General features: G+C 69.3%; 17 protein-coding genes. 12 read left to right on the forward strand and 5 right to left on the reverse strand.

The window, feature by feature from the left end; genetic code table 11:
* Positions 1-16: 16 nt before the first annotated feature.
* Complete coding sequence (locus tag MYSTI_RS23845; protein ID WP_015350355.1) at positions 17-898, reverse strand: aromatic prenyltransferase; 882 nt, start codon at positions 896-898, stop codon at positions 17-19.
* Positions 899-1,155: 257 nt separating this feature from the next.
* Between MYSTI_RS23845 and MYSTI_RS23850 the strand changes: the two genes are divergently transcribed.
* From MYSTI_RS23850 to MYSTI_RS23860, 3 genes are read left to right on the forward strand one after another with little or no spacing between them, the layout of a single operon-like run.
* Entirely contained in the window at positions 1,156-2,355 is a 1,200-nt protein-coding gene (locus MYSTI_RS23850; protein WP_015350356.1) for an SPL family radical SAM protein, read from the forward strand.
* Entirely contained in the window at positions 2,352-2,897 is a 546-nt protein-coding gene (locus MYSTI_RS23855; RefSeq protein ID WP_015350357.1) for a HEAT repeat domain-containing protein, read from the forward strand. Before MYSTI_RS23850 ends, MYSTI_RS23855 begins: the two co-directional genes overlap by 4 nt.
* A 46-nt stretch (positions 2,898-2,943) precedes the next feature.
* Complete coding sequence (locus MYSTI_RS23860; RefSeq protein ID WP_015350358.1) at positions 2,944-3,714, forward strand: nuclear transport factor 2 family protein; 771 nt, start codon at positions 2,944-2,946, stop codon at positions 3,712-3,714.
* On the opposite strand, the gene MYSTI_RS23865 is transcribed toward MYSTI_RS23860, so the two are convergent.
* Complete coding sequence (locus tag MYSTI_RS23865) at positions 3,693-4,925, reverse strand: cytochrome P450 (protein ID WP_015350359.1); 1,233 nt, start codon at positions 4,923-4,925, stop codon at positions 3,693-3,695. The two genes, MYSTI_RS23860 and MYSTI_RS23865, sit on opposite strands and share 22 nt — an antisense overlap.
* Positions 4,926-4,934: 9 nt before the next feature.
* Positions 4,935-5,270: an SCP2 sterol-binding domain-containing protein gene (locus tag MYSTI_RS43900; protein ID WP_015350360.1), complete on the reverse strand. Its 336-nt coding sequence runs from the start codon at positions 5,268-5,270 to the stop codon at positions 4,935-4,937.
* Between the two features lie 198 nt (positions 5,271-5,468).
* On the opposite strand from MYSTI_RS43900, the gene MYSTI_RS23875 reads away from it, so the two are divergent.
* The 9 genes from MYSTI_RS23875 (at position 5,469) to MYSTI_RS23910 (ending at position 15,524) form a co-directional block, all read left to right on the forward strand.
* A complete protein-coding gene (locus MYSTI_RS23875) occupies positions 5,469-7,043 on the forward strand; it encodes an acyl-CoA synthetase (RefSeq protein ID WP_015350361.1) in 1,575 nt (524 codons plus the stop codon).
* 95 nt (positions 7,044-7,138) lie between these two features.
* Positions 7,139-7,624 (forward strand): Zn-ribbon domain-containing OB-fold protein, encoded by a 486-nt coding sequence (locus tag MYSTI_RS44200; RefSeq protein ID WP_015350362.1) that lies wholly within the window; start codon positions 7,139-7,141, stop codon positions 7,622-7,624.
* The gene (locus MYSTI_RS44205) at positions 7,621-8,109 is read left to right on the forward strand and encodes a Zn-ribbon domain-containing OB-fold protein (protein ID WP_015350363.1); all 489 of its coding nucleotides are present in this window, start codon (positions 7,621-7,623) and stop codon (positions 8,107-8,109) included. Before MYSTI_RS44200 ends, MYSTI_RS44205 begins: the two co-directional genes overlap by 4 nt.
* A complete protein-coding gene (locus MYSTI_RS23885; RefSeq protein ID WP_015350364.1) occupies positions 8,106-9,173 on the forward strand; it encodes a thiolase family protein in 1,068 nt (355 codons plus the stop codon). The genes MYSTI_RS44205 and MYSTI_RS23885 overlap by 4 nt, the downstream gene beginning before the upstream one ends.
* An 88-nt stretch (positions 9,174-9,261) precedes the next feature.
* Positions 9,262-10,416 (forward strand): thiolase family protein, encoded by a 1,155-nt coding sequence (locus tag MYSTI_RS23890; protein WP_015350365.1) that lies wholly within the window; start codon positions 9,262-9,264, stop codon positions 10,414-10,416.
* Between the two features lie 15 nt (positions 10,417-10,431).
* On the forward strand, positions 10,432-12,015 hold the full coding sequence (locus MYSTI_RS23895; protein WP_015350366.1) for an acyl-CoA synthetase: 1,584 nt from the start codon (positions 10,432-10,434) through the stop codon (positions 12,013-12,015).
* Between the two features lie 8 nt (positions 12,016-12,023).
* The gene (locus tag MYSTI_RS23900; RefSeq protein WP_015350367.1) at positions 12,024-13,199 is read left to right on the forward strand and encodes an acyl-CoA dehydrogenase family protein; all 1,176 of its coding nucleotides are present in this window, start codon (positions 12,024-12,026) and stop codon (positions 13,197-13,199) included.
* A gap of 26 nt (positions 13,200-13,225) precedes the next feature.
* The gene (locus MYSTI_RS23905; RefSeq protein WP_015350368.1) at positions 13,226-14,335 is read left to right on the forward strand and encodes an acyl-CoA dehydrogenase family protein; all 1,110 of its coding nucleotides are present in this window, start codon (positions 13,226-13,228) and stop codon (positions 14,333-14,335) included.
* A gap of 4 nt (positions 14,336-14,339) precedes the next feature.
* Positions 14,340-15,524: a nitronate monooxygenase gene (locus tag MYSTI_RS23910; RefSeq protein ID WP_015350369.1), complete on the forward strand. Its 1,185-nt coding sequence runs from the start codon at positions 14,340-14,342 to the stop codon at positions 15,522-15,524.
* Here the strand turns inward: MYSTI_RS23910 and MYSTI_RS23915 are convergent.
* Both MYSTI_RS23915 and MYSTI_RS23920 read right to left on the reverse strand, forming a co-directional pair.
* Entirely contained in the window at positions 15,470-16,471 is a 1,002-nt protein-coding gene (locus MYSTI_RS23915) for a Rieske 2Fe-2S domain-containing protein (protein WP_015350370.1), read from the reverse strand. The two genes, MYSTI_RS23910 and MYSTI_RS23915, sit on opposite strands and share 55 nt — an antisense overlap.
* Complete coding sequence (locus MYSTI_RS23920; protein ID WP_015350371.1) at positions 16,468-18,123, reverse strand: FAD-dependent oxidoreductase; 1,656 nt, start codon at positions 18,121-18,123, stop codon at positions 16,468-16,470. The genes MYSTI_RS23915 and MYSTI_RS23920 overlap by 4 nt, the downstream gene beginning before the upstream one ends.
* Positions 18,124-18,133: the final 10 nt, after the last annotated feature.

Below are 18,133 nucleotides of genomic sequence, written 5' to 3' on the forward strand. Positions count from 1 at the left end.
CAACACCCCAGCGTCTTCAAAACACCTGCATCAAGGCCGTCATCGTTCCGCTGTAGTCGTTCTCGATCTTGATGAAGGTCTCTTCCCGCGACACCGTCACGCTGTAGATGAAGTTGCGGCGCTCCGTCGCGAAGGGCACCCCCGCGGCGAACTGCCCGATGATGGGATGCAGATGCGTCGGGAGGAGGCCCGGCCCGGGTGCGATGACGCCGAAGCACACGCGCTCGATGCGAGGCCGGTCCCACCGGAAGGTGAAGTAGATGGGCACGGCCCGCGTGCAGTGCTCGAGCAGCTCCTCACCCGGACTCTCGAAGCCCAGCCCCCCGAGCAGGTCCGCGAGCTGCGCGGTGGAGAAGTGGCCGGGCCTGCACATGAAGTAGAGGTTGACGGAGCGGCTGCGGTAGTCGAGCGCGAAGAGGCTCAGGTCCGTCAGGTCATGCTCGACCAGGAAGCCCGAGTGCGCCTGGACGCTCTGGGGCAGCGACGGGAGCGTGCGCAGCACCTCGAGCGGCTGGGGTCGGTGGGGGAAGAAGGGCCAGATCTTCTCCACACCGTACGCGACGCCGAAGTCCAGGCCGTAGCCCAGGATGGGCACGTTGCGCTGGACCTGCTCGAACAAGTCGTCGATGGGATGACCGCTGCGGTGGATGAGGCCCTCGGCGAGCGCCACCGCGTGGGGGTCCTCCGGAGTCTCCAGCTCCACGAAGCGCACGTTCAGCTCGCGCTTCTCCGGCTTCCGGGTGGAGGTGCGGAAGCTCACCGCGGAGCTTGTGAAGAACCGCGGATAGGACTTCAGGACGTTGCGAGTCACCTCCCGGGAAAAGGAGGCCCCCGCAAGCGCGGCGGCAGCCTCCACATCCGCACACAACCGCTCAAGTCCAAGCGACAGAGCTGGCATGGAGCCTCTGAGGAATGGTCAGACACGTCGGTGCCGCGTGGACTTGTCTACACAAATGCGGCGCACGCCGTTCAACACAAGGACCCGGAGTGTGTATCACTTCACGCGAGCTGGTCCGTGAGTGCGAGCCACTATCCGCCACTGCACGGACGACATGCCCCACGGGGCAGGCCCGGAGCGTCCCGGTGTGAAGTCCTGCTTGCCAGACTCCCACCCCCTGCTCTAGCCAGGGTGTCCTTCGTCATCCTGATCACGGCATGAAGCTCACGTTCGAGGAAACCCAGCCCCGCCAGGTGGTCCACGTGCACAAGCGCGTGGACGGCCCGTGGTTCTGGACGCGCTACAGCGCGCACCCGTATGTGGGCTGTCGCAGCGGCTGCACCTTCTGCTACCTGCGGGGCGGCCACTATCTGGGGAAGCGGGACCCGGCCACCTTCGACACGCTCATCCAGGTGAAGACGAACGTGGTGGAGCGGCTGCGCTTCGAGCTGTCCCGGCTGGAGCGGGATGTGCTCGCGTGTGGCGACTGGCAGCAGCCCGCGGAGGACCGCTACCGGCTGTCGCGCCAGATGTTGGAGGTGGCGCACGAGCTCTCCTTCCCCGTGTTCATCGTGGAGCGCTCCCCGCTCCTGGAGCGGGACCTGGACCTGCTGAAGGCGCTGAGCCGGCGGAGCTGGGTGGGGGTGGTCCTCAGCTTCAGCAACCTCTCGCCTGGACTGAAGGCCGCCTTCGAGCCACGCAGCCCGGGCCTCCAGCGCCGGCTCCAGTGCATGGAGCGGCTCGCCTCCGCGGGCATCCTGGTGGGTGCGTCACTCATGCCCATCATCCCCTTCGTGGGAGACGACACCGCGCACCTGGACGAGGCGGTCCGGATGACGGCGGCGCATGGCGGCAGGTTCGTCCTCGGTGCGGGCATGAGCATGGAGGGGACCCAGGCCGCGCTCACCTGGGAGGCGGCCGGGAAGCTGGACCCGGAGCTGCCGGAGCGCTGGCGGAAGCTGTACGGCACGGAGCCGGATGGCACGCCGAGCTCCAGCGCGCCCCGGGAGTACAAGGCCCGGCTGGGGCAGCGGGTGCGGGAGCTGTGCGAGCGCCACGGGCTGCTCTCACGCATGCCCCGGTACATCCCGGACGGACCGCTCGCGGTGAACAAGTGGGTCGCGGAGCGGCTCTTCCTGCGGTGCTGGGAGCTGGACCTGGAGCTGGCCAGTCCCTCCCGTGTCTGGGCCTACCGGAAGGCCGCGTGGACGGTGGATGTGTTGCCTCGGAGCCTCGTGGATATCCACCAGCAGCAGCCGGGCACGGGGCTGCGGCGTCTGCCGGAGATGAGCGAGGTCGTGGCCCGGGACATCGAGCGCTGGCTGCTGGAGTGGCCCGCGCGGCGCAAGGAGCGCGTCCGGGCCACCAGTCCCTCTACATTGGGGCCGTTGTTCGACGCTCCCGAGGAGAAGCCATGATTACGAAGGTATCGGACGTGAAGACCTTGGTGGCGGCCGGCAAGGAGAACCCGAAGGCGGTGTTCGGGGACATCCACGCCCTGGCCGCGAGCGACGACTGGAAGGTCCGCGAGGTGGCGGCGACGGCGCTGGTGGAGCTGGCCAAGAAGCACCCCGACGCGGTGCTGGGAGAGGTGCGCAAGTGGGCGCGGGCCTCGGATGAGAACGTCCGCCGGGCATCCAGTGAGGGCCTGCGGGGACTGGCGCGCACGCAGTTCGAGAGCGTGGTCCCCATCCTCGAGATGCTGAACGCGGACTCCAGCCTGTACGTCCGCAAGTCCGTCGCGAACCTGCTCCGCGATGGCAGCAAGAAGAACCCCGCGCTCGTGCTGGACTTGTGCGCGCGGTGGCTGGGCGCCAGCAAGGGGGACTCCAACACCCGGTGGATCGTCACCAACGGCCTGGCCAAGGTGCGCGAGACGGAGCCCGCGAAGGTCGATGCGTTGCTCGGGCCCGCGCCCGAGAAGAAGGCGGCGGCGAAGAAGGTGGCGGCGAAGAAGTAGCGTCAGTGGTGATCGCGGTTCCCCATGAAGTGGAGTGGAGGAGCGAATGGCCTCGCGTTCCCTGCGGTCCGTTGTCATGGAGCTCCTGGAGGACGGCTTCGGCCGGGCCGACAGGTCGGTCTTCGAGCGGCTGGTCGCCGAGGACTACATCCAGCACAACCCCTTCATGCCCTCGGGTCGCGCGGGATTGGTGGGGCTGCTGGAGGAGCTGAAGCACATCCCCGACAACCGCTTCATCCCGCTGCGCTTCCTGGAGGACGGCGACCTGGTCCTCGTCCACAGCGAGTGGCTCTCCGGCGGACTGAAGCGGGCCGTGTTCGACTTGTTCCGCCTGCGTGACGGCCAGCTCGTGGAGCACTGGGACGCGATGCAGGAACAGCCGCCCGCGTCCACGCTCGGCCGCACCATGGTCGATGGACCCACGGCGGTGAAGGACCTGGAGCGCACCGCCGACAACAAGGCCCTGGTCGCGCGCTTCCTCGACACCGCGCTGGTGTCGGGTCAGCTCGGAGCCCTTCACGGGTTCTTCGATGGGGACCGCTTCATCCAGCACAGCCCCGGAGTCGAGGACGGCGTGAGCGGCTTCGTCTCACACCTCCAGGCGCTCGCGGCCCGGGGCGACCGCATGCGCTACGAGCGTGTCCACCGTGTCGTCGGCGAAGGCCACTTCGTGTTCGCGCAATCCGAGGGCGAACTCGGCGGCAAGCGGCGGGCCTTCTACGACTTGTTCCGCGTCGAGGATGGGAAGCTCGCCGAGCACTGGGCTGTCCACCAGTCCATCCCGGACACGCTGACTCACGGCAACGGGATGTTCTGAGGCGGGAAGACGACGGGAAGGGACTCGATGCCCATGGACATGAGGTTGCGTCCATACGTCAGCATGGACCGAGGCACCTTCAGCTCGAGGCGAGGCAAGCGGGAGAGGACACCGCGAAAGGCCACGCGCAGCTCCAGCCGCGCGAGCGCCGCGCCGATGCAGTAGTGGGCGCCATGACCGAACGCCAGGTTGTGGCCCCGCTCGACTTCGCGGCGCAGGTCCAGGCGGTCCGGCTCCGAGAAGACCGCGGGGTCCCGGCAGGCCGCGGCCGGTGAGTAGAGCACCACGTCCCCCGCCGCGAGCGTCTTCTCCCGCAGCTCCAGGTCCACGCGAACGACCCGGGCGACGAACACGGCGGGTGCGCAGAAGCGGAGGATCTCCTCCGTCGCGCCCGGCAGCAGGTCTGGGTTCTCCCGCAGGAGCTCCATCTGCTCGGGATGGTCCAGCAGCGCGAGGATGCCTCGGCTGATGCCCATGCTGACCGTGTCGATGCCACCGCCGACGATGGACATGCACGTCGCGAGCACCTCCGGATGGGTGAGCCCGCTCCGGTCCAGGTCGGCGATGCGCGAGAGCAGGTCGTCGCCGGGCTGCTGCCGTCGCTGGACCACCAGCCCGTCCAGGTAGTCCGCGAACCGGGTGAGCTCGAGGAAGTTCTCCCGGCGCTCCTCGCGGGTGAGCAAGGGGTCGCTGATGCGCGTGGTGGCGGCGGCCCAGCCGGACAGCGGCTCCCGGTCTCCCTCGGGGATGCCGAAAAGGCCAGAGGCCACCGCCTCGACGGCGAGCGGACGACCCAGGCCCGCGACCAGGTCCAGCTCGCCGCCCGACGCCGCCCGGCGCAGCAGCCCATCCACGTAGTGCTGGAGCCCGGTCTCCAGGCGGTGGATGGCCCCGGGCGTGAAGTAAGGGGCGATGGCGGTGCGCAGCCGCGTGTGCACCGCGCCATCCGCCATGCCCAGGTTCGTGCCGATGCGGTGCTCCGTCCTCCGAGGCCCCATCGCTCCCGCGTGCTTGCCCACCAGCACCGACAGCGTGTCGTTGCTGAAGTGAGTCACATCCGTCGCGGCGCGGCGGACGTCGTCGTACCGCGTGAGGACCCAGGCGTTGAGCCGAGGGCTGAAGTGAACGGGGTCCCGCTCCCTCAACCAGCCGAGCCAACGATGGGGGTCCGCGCGGAACGCGGGATGCGCGGGATTGAAGTCGGGCTCCATGGCCGCGCGTCAGGCCCCTTGCGGGAAGATGGCTTGCAGCTTCTGCGCGAGCATCATGTTGCCCGTCACCTTGAGGCTCCCGCTCATGAAGGCCATCATCCCGTTGAGGTCTCCATTCGCCATCTTGAGGTACTCCTGCGCGTTCATCTGGAGCGTCGCGGTGGGCGAAGCCGCGGGCCCCTCGTGCACCGCCATCGTCCCGTCGGCGACCTCCACGTGGTAGGTGCCGCCCCCATCCCCAGGCAGGTTGAACTGGAACACCGCGTTGACACCCTTGGACGCCCCCGTCACGAAGCGGGCGGGCAGCGTATCGAAGTATTCTTTGACACTGGAAACGCGTGGCATTGCGGGCCTCCTGGGAAGACCCTTCAAGTGCCAGTGCCCTGGTGAACACGTCAAGACAGACTCCAGTGCATGTCTTTGGATGGAATCGGACCTTGGGTGAGCGCCTTCGCCCGGAAGGTGACACTCGCGCCGGGGCGTCTGACTTGTCGACGACACCCGGGGCCTACCCTGCGGGACCCGCGTCGGCTGGAGGTCCCCATGCAAGGCCTCAACTTCTGGGAGCTCGCCCAGCGGGCCCCGTCGCATCCGGCGGTCATCGGGCCGGATGGGCACGTCACCACCGCGGGGGCCCTCCTCCGCGCGGCGAATCAACTGGTCCACGGCCTCCGCGCGCGGGGACTCCGGCGCGGTGACACCCTCGCGGTGGTGCTGAAGAACGAGCTGGCCATGCTGGAGCTGTTCATGGCCGCCTGGCAGGCGGGTTGGTATCTCACCCCCATCAACACCCACCTCACCGCGCACGAAATCGCATACATCCTGAAGGACTGCGAGGCGCGGGCCGTCTTCTGCAGCGACCGCACCGCGGACGTCACCCGGAAGTCGCTGGCGCTGCTCGGACGGACGGAGCAGGACTGCTTCGCCACCTGCGAGATTCCGGGCCTGGAGTCCTACGCCGCGCTCAAGGCCCACCAGCCCGAGGACCTTCCACCGGAGCGCTCCGCCGGCGCCACGATGACCTATACCTCCGGCACGGCGGGCCAGCCCAAGGGCGTGCGCCGTCCGCTCTCCCCCGCCCCACCCGAGCGCGTCGGAGAGAGCTTCGCTTCATTCCTGGGGTTGTTCGGGATTACCCCGGGCGACGGCGGGGTCCACCTCACCACGTCGCCGCTGTACCACACGGCCGTCCTCAACTTCTGTACCAATCACTTGCACTTCGGCCACACGGTGGTGCTGATGGACAAGTGGACGCCAGAGGGCACGCTCGAGCTCATCGCGCGTCACCGGGTGACGACGACGCACATGGTGCCCACGCTGTTCCATCGCCTCCTCGCGCTGCCCGAGGACGTGAAGCGAAAGGCCGATGTGTCCTCGCTGCGGCAGGTCATCCACGGCGCCGCACCCTGCTCCGTCGAGGTGAAGCGGGCGATGCTCGGGTGGTGGGGCCACGTCATCTATGAGTACTACGCGGCCACCGAGGGCGGCGGCACGCTGGCCACCCCGGAGCAATGGCTCGCGCACCCGGGCACCGTGGGCAGGGCCTGGCCGATGTCGACGCTGCTGGTGCTCCGGGACGATGGGACCCCGTGTGAGCCGGGTGAGGTCGGCATCCTCTACCTGCGCATGGGCTCGCACCGGTTCGAGTACCACAAGGCCCGGGAGAAGACGGACTCCGCCTGGCGGGGGGACTTCTTCACCGTGGGGGACGCGGGCTACCTCGACGCCGAGGGCTTCCTGTATCTCTGCGACCGCAAGAGCGACTTCATCATCTCGGGGGGCGTGAACATCTACCCCGCGGAGATAGAGATGGCGCTGAGCGGCCATCCGAAGGTCGCGGACGCCGCCATCTTCGGCGTTCCGGATGAGGACTGGGGCGAGCGCATCAAGGCCGTCATCGAGCCCATGCCTGGTGTCCAGCCCGGTCCGGAGCTCGTCGCGGAGTTGCTCGCGTTCTGCCGGGAGCGCCTGGCGTCGTTCAAGTGCCCCAACTCCTTCGACTTCACCGACGCCCTGCCTCGGGACCCCAATGGCAAGCTCATGAAGCGCAAGCTGCGCGACCCGTATTGGCAAGCGCCCCCGGGCGCCAAGGGAATGCCCGGTAGTCTCCAATCGTGAGCGCCGTCCGTCGACCCGCGTTGGATATCCATCCATCATTTCCTTCCACCCGAGCCCGCATGGGCGTTCGGAATCACGCCAGTCCTCGATGAGCCATGAGCGCGAGCGGCCCGCAATCCCAGACGTCCCCTGGCGGGGCCGGAGTCCTCACGGCGCCCTACACGCTCGAGTACACCTATCGGCGGAGCACGGGACCGCTCATCGGCCGGTTCCTCGCGGGGCTCCAGGAGGGGCGGATTCTGGGGGTGCGCACGCGCGGAGGTGAGGTGCTGGTGCCGCCACCGGAGTACGCCCCGGGCACGGGGGAAGCGCTGGGTGAGCTGGTGGAAGTGGCCCCGACGGGAGTGGTGACGACCTGGGCGTGGGTCCGTGAGCCGAGGAGTCGGGACCCGCTCTCGCATCCCTTCGCTTGGGCGTTGGTGCGACTCGATGGGGCGACCTCCGGGATGCTCCACGTGGTGGACGCGGGGCAGCCGGAGGAGATGTCCACGGGGATGCGTGTCCGGGTGCGCTGGAGGGAGGCGCGCGAGGGCTCCATCCGGGACATCGCCTGTTTCGAGCCATGTGAGGCGACGCCATGAAGGAGAAGCCTCGCGTGTTCCCCGCGCCCGTAAGGCTGGAGTATCGCGCCAGCGCGGGGCGGGGGCTGTCGCGGTTCCTGGCCTCGCTGATGGAGGGGCGCATCGTGGGGCAGCGATGTCCGCTGTGCGCGAAGGTGTATGTGCCTTCGCGAGGTGCCTGCCCGTCTTGTGGCGTGGCCTTGGGTGGGGACGTGGCGGTCTCGGATACTGGGACGCTGGTCTCGTTCTGCATCGTCAACATCCCGCTCGCGGACCGCTCGCTTCCGCTTCCGTACGTCTATGGGAGCGTATTGCTGGATGGGGCGGACATCCCCTTCCCTCACCTGCTCCAGGGCTTGCCGGTGGAAGAGGTGCGCATGGGACTGCGGGTCCGCGCGGAGTGGGTTCCGGGTGGGGAGCGGACGCCTTCGCTCGAGAGCATCCGGTGCTTCCGCCCCACCGGGGAGCCGGATGCCCCCTTCGAGGACTATCAGGAGCATCTGTGAAGAAGGCGCGCGCGGTGGCCATCGTCGCGTTCGCGCAGAGTCCCGCCGTGCGGCGGGAGTGGGCGCGGGACGACGTGGAGCTGCTGCTCCCGGTCATTCAAGCGGCGCTGGGCCAGGCGGGGCTGCGCAAGGAGGAGGTGGGCTTCACGGCCTCGGGGAGCTCGGACTTCGTGACGGGGCTGCCATTCTCGTTCGTGCTCGCGCTCGACGCGGTGGGAGCGTCTCCGCCCATCGAGGAGACGCACGTCGAGATGGATGGTGCCTGGGCGCTCTATGAAGCCTGGGTGAGGCTGTCTCTCGGGGATGTGGACACGGCGCTGGTCTATGCGTTCGGACGGTCCTCTCTGGGGGAACCTCGGGATGTGCTGGGGATGCAGTTGGACCCCTACTACGTGGCGCCGCTGGCGCCGGATGCCATCAGCCTCGCGGCGCTCCAGGCGCGCGCGCTGCTGGATTCAGGACGTGCGACGGAGCGCTCGCTGGCGGAGGTCACCGCGCGAAGCCGGAGGAATGCGAAGGCGAATCCGAATGCGCAGCTCTCGGGGGACTTCTTGCCCGAAGCACTGCTGGATGCGCCGTACCTCGTCGCTCCGCTGCGGCGCCACGACTGTCCTCCGATATCGGATGGCGCGGTGGCGGTGGTGCTGGCCGCGGGGGAGAAGGCACGCGCGGCCACGGCCCGTCCGGCCTGGATTCGAGGCATCGACCACCGCATCGAGTCCCATGGCCTGGGCATGAGGGACCTCACCCGCTCGCCTTCGACGGCGCTCGCCGCAGCCAACGCGGGCGTGAGCCAGGGAAGCGTGGACGTGGCGGAGGTGCATGCACCGTTCAGCCATCAGGAGCTCATCCTTCGCGAGGCCTTGGGACTGGATGGAGCGGTGGACCTCAATCCATCCGGTGGCGCGCTCGCCGCCAATCCGTTGATGTCGGCGGGACTCATCCGCATTGGCGAAGCCGCGCGGCGAGTGATGGATGGCACGGCCCGCCGCGCCGTGGCCCACGCGACGAGCGGCCCCTGTCTCCAGCAGAACCTGGTCTGTGTGTTGGAGGCGACGCCATGAGGAGCCCCGGCGCCATTGTCGGCCTGGGGGCTGATGCGCGGGCCCCCTCGGCCATGGACGGCACGGACCGCGGGTTGGAGGCAGCCTCATGAGGCCCTGCGCGGTCATCGGCGTGGGGCAGAGTCGGCACGCCTCCCGGCGCGACGACGTGTCCCTCGCGGGGCTCGTGCGCGAGGCCGTGGACCGTGCCCTCGCTGACGCGGCGCTGACGCTCGAGGACATCGACGCCGTGGTGCTCGGCAAGGCGCCCGACATGTTCGAGGGCGTGATGATGCCGGAGCTGTACCTCGCCGACTGTCTCGGCGCGGGGAACAAGCCGCTGCTTCGTGTGCACACCGCCGGGAGCGTCGGCGGCTCCACGGCCATCATGGCCGTGAACCTTGTCCGCGCGGGCCTCCACTCACGCGTCCTCGCCGTGGCCTTCGAGAAGCAATCCGAGAGCGAGGCCATGTGGGCCCTCTCCCCGAAGTACCCCTTCCAGCCTCCCCTGCTCGCCGGAGCGGGCGGCTACTTCGCTCCGCTCGTGCGCGCCTATATCCGCCGCTCGGGCGCCCCGCAGGACGTCGGCATCCGAGTCGCCGTCAAGGACCGCAAGCACGCGCTGCTCAACCCCTACGCCCACCTGCACCTGCCCGACATCTCCACCGAGGCCGTGGCGAGCTCGGCGATGCTCTGGGACCCGCTGCGCTACCTCGAGACCTGTCCTTCGTCCGATGGCGCCTGCGCGATGGTGCTCACCAGCGAGGACGCCGCGCGACACGCCCCCGGCCCCGTTGCATGGGTACGCGCCACGGCCATGCGCAGCGAACCCACCCTGTTCGCCGGCCGGGACCAGGTGAATCCCCAAGCAGGCAGAGACTGCGCCGCCGCCCTCTACAAGCTCGCCGGAATCACCTCGCCGCGCAGGGAGATCGACGTCGCCGAGCTCTATGTCCCCTTCTCCTGGTTCGAGCCCATGTGGCTGGAGAACCTCGGCTTCGCGGAGCCGAACGAGGGCTGGCGCATGACCGCCGAGGGCGCAACGGCGCTCGGAGGAGCGCTGCCCGTCAATCCCTCCGGCGGCGTCCTCTCGACCAACCCCATCGGTGCCTCCGGAATGCTGCGCTTCGCCGAGGCCGCGCTCCAGGTCCGAGGCCTCGCCGGCGAACATCAGGTGGACGGAGCGAAGGTCGCACTGGGCCACGCCTACGGCGGCGGCTCGCAGTTCTTCTCGATGTGGATCGTGGCACGTCAGCAGCTCTAGCCCATGGGAGCAGACATGACGTTCAACCTCGCTGACTTGTTCGAGAGCCTCGCGGACATCATGCCGGAGCGGCTCGCCGCCGTGGCCGGAGACCACCGGCTCACCTTCCAACAGCTCGACGCACGAGCCAACCGCCTGGCCAACGCCCTCCGAGAACACGGCGTCCGCGCCGGCGACCACGTGGGGCTCTACCTGCACAACGGCATCGAGTTCCTCGAGTGCCTCCTCGGCCTCTTCAAGCTCCGAGCCGTCCCCATCAACATCAACTACCGCTACGTCGAGAGTGAGCTCGAGTTCTTGATGAAGAACGCGAACCTCACCGCCCTCATCCACGGGTACGAGCTGTCCGCGACAGTCCTCGCCGCCGCCAGGAACGTGCCCTCCCTCCGGCTCCGGGTGGGAGTCGGCGGAGGGGGAGATGTGGAGTACGAGCAGCTCCTCGCCACCAGCTCGCCCGAGCGGAGCTTCGAGGCCCGCTCGGGTGATGACCTCTACATCCTCTACACCGGCGGCACGACAGGCATGCCCCGGGGCGTGATGTGGCGACACGAAGACGTGCTCTTCGCCGGACTCCAAGGAGGCAATCCCGGAGGCCCGCCCATCGACCGGCCCGAAGCCTTGGCCCCACTCGCGCGCGACCGCCCGGCCCCGATGGTCCTGTTGACCGCGGCCCCCTTCGTCCACGGCACGGCCCAGTGGGCCGCCTTCATCGCCCTGTTCTCTGGAGGCACGGCCGTCATCGTCCCCAGCAGGAGCTATGAGCCCCACCGCGTCTGCCAGGCCATCCAGGCGGAGAACGTCAACACCCTGGTCATCGTCGGCGACGCCATGGCGCGCCCACTCGCGGAGGCGCTCGCCCAAGCACGTGCCGCCGGAACCCCTCACGACCTGTCCTGCCTGAGGGTCATCTCCTCCTCCGGCGCGTTCCTCTCGCCCGTGGTGCGCCAGCAACTCCAGGAGCAGCTCCCGGACACGCTGATACTCGACAACTTCGGCGCGACGGAGGCGGGCCATCAAGGGACGGCCTTCTCCTCGGGCGAAGTGGTGGCCTTCTACATGGACGAGAGCAGCGCGGTGCTCGGAGAAGACCTGCGCCCGGTGCAGCCCGGCTCGGGTGTCATCGGCAGGCTCGCGCGGCGCGGGCGGCTGCCCCTCGGGTACTACAACGACCCGGAGAAGACCGCGGCGACGTTCCTCGTCATCGACGGCGTGCGCTGGGTCCTCCCAGGAGACCTGGCCACCGTCGAGAAGGACGGCCGCATCACCGTGCTCGGCCGAGGCGCCGTGTGCATCAACAGCGGCGGAGAGAAGGTCTTCCCCGAGGAGGTCGAAGCGGCGCTCAAGGCCCACCCGGCCATCCGCGACGCGGTGGTGGTGGGCGTGCCCGATGTTCACTGGGGCGAACGCGTGACGGCCGTCATCGAGCCCCGCCCCAATCATCCCGTGTCGCTCGAGGTGCTCGGAGAGCACTGCCGCGCGCTGCTGTCCGGCTACAAGGTGCCGAGACAGCTCCGAGTGGTGGACCACATCGTCCGCCATCCCAGCGGCAAGCCCGACTACCGCTGGGCCCGGAGCGCCGCCACCGAGGAACGCGCCTAGGGAGCCCCATGCACCTCGAGCTCACGGCCGAGGAGCACGCGCTTCAAGCCCGGCTCCGGAGCTACTTCCAGCAGCTCGTGACACCGGCGCTCCTCGACGAGGTCGAAGGGAACGAGGGCGGCGGTCCGCTCTACACCCAGGCCCTGCGAAAGCTGGGGGCGGACGGTTGGCTCGGCATCGGCTGGCCGCGCGAGGTGGGAGGCCAGGGCCGCCCCGCCCTGGAGCAGTTCCTCTTCTTCGACGAGGCACAACGCGCGGGATTTCCCATCCCCTTCTTGACGTTGTGCACCGTCGGTCCCACCTTGATGAAGTACGGCACCGACGAGCAGAAGGCACGGCTGCTGCCCGCGATGCTGCGAGGCGAGCTTCAGTTCGCCATTGGCTACACCGAACCCGAAGCAGGCACCGACCTCGCGGCCTTGCGCACGCGCGCGGTCCGCGATGGGGACTCCTATGTGGTGACGGGCCAGAAGGTGTTCACCAGCATGGTCGAACATGCCGGCTACATCTGGCTGGCCGTGCGCACGGACACGGAGGCGCCCAAGCATCAGGGGCTCAGCATCCTGATGGTGGACCCCACGCTGCCCGGGGTGAGCATCACCCCCATCGACACGCTCGGAGGCAATCGCACCAGCACCACCTACTACGACCAGGTCCGCGTCCCGGTCTCCATGAGAGTCGGCCGGGAGAACGAGGGCTGGAAGCTCATCACCACGCAGCTCAACCACGAGCGGGTGGTCCTCCTGTCTCCAGGCGCGGCGGCCTTCTTCCTGGAGGAGACCCTCGCGTGGGCCCGGGAGACGCGCACACCCTCGGGCCGACGGGTCCTCGATGAAAGCTGGGTCCAGCTCCAGCTCGCGCGAGTCCACTCCCTGCTCTCCGTGCTGGAGCTGATGCACTGGCGCCACGCCTGGAACATCGACCACGGGGTGATGGACCCCGCGGAGTCCTCCCGCATCAAGGTCTTCGGCAGCGAGGCCCTCATCGAGCTCTATCAATGCCTTCTCGAGGTCCTCGGCCCAGCCGGTTGCCTCCAGAAGGGCTCACCGGGTGCGCTGCTCCGAGGCCGCGTGGAGCGCTACTACCGGGCCACGCTCGTCCTCACCTTCGGTGGCGGCAACAACGAAGTGCAGCGCGACCTCATCGCCACGGTGGGGCTCGGGATGCCTCGGCCCTCGCGCTGAGCGCCCATGCCTCTTCAGGAGCGCCCATGGACTTCGCTTTCACCGAGGCACAGCAGACCATCACCGGACTCGCGAGGAAGCTCTTCACCGAGCACGTCACCCCCGCCACCCTCGCCGCCTCGGACGTGGACTTCCTGGACCGTGGGCTGTGGGCGCGGCTGGCCACGATGGGGTTGCTCGGCACGGCCATCCCCGAAGCCGCGGGAGGCAGCGGACATGGGATGCGGGAGCTGGGTGCGCTGCTCGTGGAGGCAGGCGCGGCGGTGGCGCCCGTGCCGCTCTGGCCGACGCTCGTGCTCGGTGCATTGCCCATCGGTGCCTTCGGAACTCCGGAGCAGCGCCAACGCTGGCTGCCGGGCGTGGTCGAAGGAAGGACGTTCCTCACGGCCGCGCTCACGGAGGACTCGCCCCATCCCGCGTCGACGGGGACCCTCGCCACCCACCAGGGTGGACGTTGGCGACTCACGGGCATCAAGTCCTGCGTTCCCGCCGCGCACCTCGCGGCCCGCATCCTCGTGCCCGCGCGGACGCACGAGGGAGCCCTCGGGGTCTTCCTGCTCGACCCTCACACGCCTGGCGTGTCGACGGAGTGTCAGCGCGCCACCACGGGAGAGCCGCAGCTGCGCCTGACGCTGAGCGACGCGCTCGTGGAGCCGGAGGACGTGCTGGCCGGGCCCGGCGACGGCGACAGGGTGCTCACCTGGCTGATGGAGCGAGCCACCGTGGGCGTGTGCGCGCTGCACCTCGGCGTCGTCGAGCGGGCGCTGCGCCTGACGGCGGAGTACACGGGGACTCGGCACCAGTTCGGTCGCCCCATCGCCACCTTCCAGGCCGTGTCCCAGCGCGCGGCGGATGCGTCCATCGACGTAGAGGCCATCCGCTTGACGCTGTGGAAGGCGGCGTGCGCGCTGGACTCGGGACAGCCCGCGGAGAAGGCGGTGGCCACCGCGAAGCTGTGGGCCTCCGAGGCGGGACATCGGGTGGTGTCCGCTGCCCAGCATCTGCATGGAGGCATCGGCTTCGACACTCGCTATCCGCTCTACCGTTCCTATCTTTGGAGCAAGCAGCTCGAGCTCACCCTGGGCTCGGGGACCGTTCACCTCGCGCGCCTCGGCGCGCTGCTGGCCGAGGGCTGACCCCATGCGCACCCGCCTCTGTGAGCTCTTTGGAATCGACGTGCCTGTCTTCGCCTTCAGCTACCGACGAGAGGTCGTCGCCGCGGTGAGCCGCGCCGGAGGAATGGGCGTCCTTGGCGCACTCCAGTTCTCGCCCGAGCAGCTCGAGGAGGAGCTGTGCTGGCTCGACGCGCACGTGGAGGGAAGGCCCTACGGCGTGGACGTGGTGATGCCCACCCGCTACGAAGGCGCCGAGCGCGGAGGACTGTCCAAGGACGCGCTGGAGCTGCTGATTCCCGAAGGCCATCGCCGCTACGTGGAGGAAGTTCTCGCGCGCTACGAGGTGCCTGGATTACCCCCGGAGGTGCTCTCACACGAGTCACTGCTGGGATGGTCCGAGGCCGCGGGTCGCTCGCAGGTCGCCGTGGCGCTCCAGCATCCCATCCGCCTCATCGCCAACGCACTGGGGACCCCTCCTCGGGACGTGGTGGACGAAGCCCACCGACGAGGCGTGCAGGTCGTCGCGCTCGTCGGCACGGCGGCGCACGCGCGCAAGCAAGCCGAGGCCGGCGTCGACGTGGTGGTGGCGGTGGGCACCGAGGCCGGAGGCCACACCGGAGAGATTGGAACGATGGTGCTCGTCCCCGAGGTCGTGGACGCGGTGCACCCCATCCCCGTGCTGGCCGCGGGAGGTATTGGCCGAGGCCGGCAGATCGCGGCGGCGCTCGCGCTGGGCGCGGAGGGCGTGTGGACCGGCTCGCTGTGGCTCGGCGTGGAGGAGGCCCACCTGAATCCCGTGCTCAGGGACAAGCTCCTCGCCGCCACGTCGAGCGACACCGTGCGCTCACGGTCCATGAGCGGCAAGCCCGCGCGCCAACTGAAGACCGCCTGGACCGAGGCCTGGGACGGCGCCGAGTCCCCGGGCCCCTTGCCCATGCCGCTGCAGTTCATGCTCACCGCCGATGCGGTGACGCGGATGCACCACCACGCGGGCACCGCGGGCTCGCGGGCGCATGAGCTGCTCGGGTCCCCTGTCGGGCAGATTGTCGGGAGCCTGCGCGAGGTGCGGCCCGTCCGAGCCGTGCTCGAATCCCTGGAGGCGGAGTTCCGCGAGTCCGTCCTCCGGGTGCTCGAGACGGGGGGCACCGGTGAGCATCACCCCGACTCGGCGAGGCGCGCCGCCACGGGCACGAGGCGCGGCTCCGAGTAGAACTGCCCCGCCCATCTGCGGAACATGCCGATGGGCCCATCTCCGCTCACGAGCAGCGGGGGATGGACGTAGACCTTGTTCTCCCAGATGGGGATGTCCTGCTCGAGCTGCCGCTCGATCTCCGCCATGAAGGCCTGGCCCACGGTGCTCGTGGCGTCCTTGTGCGGCAGCTTCTTCACCAGGAAGGCGAAGCGAACGTCCACGGAGTCCTCGTCGATGGTGGTGACGCTGTTGACGAGGAGCGTCTCGACGATGCCCTTGAAGCGCGTGAGCGTGAAGCCGAAGCCGTGGGCGTCCACCTCGATGGTCCCCTGGGTGCGGCCGAACGGCGTCTTCATCACGATGTTCGAGACGACGTGCAGGACATGCTCCCGCGCATCCGCCAGGGTGACAGGCAGCTCCGCGGTGCCGTGCAGGTAGTGCAGATGCGCCAGGTCCACCGCGTTCTCGGTCATCTCCTGGTTGTGGGTCCGGACCTGCCAGCGGCGAAGCTCGTAGTCCGTCCACTCGGGATGCTGGAACTCGGGGACATGGGGGACCTCCCACGAGGGAGGCCGCTGCGCGCCGTGGTGCCACACCATGATGAGGCCGTTCACCTCGCGCACCGGCCAGGAGCGGAGCCGGGCGCCGGGAGGAATCTTCTGCGCGTAGGGGATGGACGCGCAGCCGCCTTCGCCCTCGAAACGCCAGGCATGGAAGGGACACTGGATGCAGCCGTCCACCACCTTGCCGCCATGTCCCAGATGGGCGCCCAGATGGGGACAGTGCGCATCGAGGACATGGGGCGCGGGGAGCAGCGGGGTTCCTTCGGGGGCCTCGGGACGGAACAGGACCAGGTCCTTGCCGAAGTAACGCAGGGGCATCACCGCGCCCGGCGCCAGCTCGTGGGTGTAGGCGACCTGGAACCAGCCATCGGGATAGCGCGGAAACGGGAACCGGCTGCTCACGTGTCACCTCCCTGGTGGGCGCGTGCGCCCACGGCATGTCTCGCGGCGATGAAGCCAAACGTCATCGCGGCCCCGAGGGTGCTGCCCGCCCCCGGGTAGCCCGCGCCCATCACCGACGCCATCACGTTGCCCGCGGCATAGAGCCCGTCGATGGGTGAACCGTCGACGCGGAGGACACGCGCGTGGGCATCGACTCGCACGCCGCCTTTCGTCCCGAGCGCACCGGCGAAGACCTGCAACGCGTAGAACGGTGGCCGTTCGAGGGGGCCCAGGTTGGGGCTGGGCCGGTGGGCTCGGTCGCCGTGGAAGCGCTCGTAGGCGCTGCCCCCTCGGCGGAACAGCGGGTCCTCTCCCTCGCGAGCGGGCGGGTTGAACTGCTTCACCGTGTCGGCGAGTCCCTCGGGAGAGATGTCGATGCGCCGGGCGAGCTCCTCCAACGAATCGGCTCTCGCGAGCCACGGCGGAGTCGCGCTGCCAGGGAGGAGGCTGCCGAGGGCGTACCTGTCGCGGAAGGACTGGTCGACGATGAGCCAGGCCGGCAGGTTGGGCCGCTCGTAGCCCACGGGGTCGAAGGTGAAGAAGGTCTTCACCAGGTCGTTGTAGTTCTGCGCCTCGTTCGCGAAGCGACGGCCTGCCCGGTTCACCAGCAGCGAGTGAGGGAGACAGCGAGCGGAGAAGTCCGCGCGGCTCAGCGGCTGGCCCTCATAGGACTCGCCGGGGATGGCGAGCGCGGGGCACCACCAGGCCTCGCTCATGTTGCCCAGGTCCGCGCCCAGGGCCATGGCCATCGCGAGGCCGTCGCCCTCATTCGCGGGGGGACTGAGCGGATGGGTGAGCGGGCCCGCGAGAAAGCGCGAGGCCATGGACTTGTTCCACTCGAAGCCGCCGCTGGCCAGGATGACTCCGCGCCGGGCCCTGAGCAGCAAGGACTGCCCTGCCCTCTCCGCGCGCAGGCCCACCACACGCCGCGCCTCGACCAGGAGCTCCCGCCCCGCCACCCCCGGCCGAAGCTCGACACCGCGCTCGAGGAGCGCCTCGAGCAGCCCGCCCACGAGCGCCGCGCCATAGCCCACGAGCCCCTGACGTGCGCGCTCCGCCAGGACGTCGATGGGAAGCTCACGAGGCCGGGTGAAGACGCCCCACTCGGCCGCCTCCGCCACGGTCAGCGCGGCGGTTCCATGAAGCGGACCGCGGCGCAGCGAGTCCTTCCATCCTCTCAAGCGGTTGGCGTCGAAGAGGCCCGGGTCGAGCGAGCGCCCTCCCGTCCTCCCTCCCGCGAATTCAGAGTGATAGTCCGGGTAGACCCCGAGGGGCTCGAGGCGCACGGGAGTGCGCGCTTCCAGGAAGCGGAACATCGCGGGGGCGGTGTCGATGAACGCACCGAGCGGTCCCTCCTCACTCCTCCCATCGGCGAGCTTCCGCACATAGCCGAAGGCCGCGTCTCGCGAGTCGGAGATGCCCAGGCGAGCCATGCGGTGGTTGTTCGGAATCCACACGACGCCCCCGGAGACGGCCGCCGTGCCCCCGAGCTTGTGCGTCTTCTCCACCAAGACCACCCGAGCACCGGCGTCGCTCGCGGTGAGCGCGGCCATGAGGCCCGCCGCCCCCGCGCCCACCACCACCACGTCCGCATCCACCTCCTCCAAGGACACGTTGCACCTC

Origin of the sequence: Myxococcus stipitatus DSM 14675 (assembly GCF_000331735.1) — a bacterium.
GTDB lineage: Bacteria > Myxococcota > Myxococcia > Myxococcales > Myxococcaceae > Myxococcus > Myxococcus stipitatus.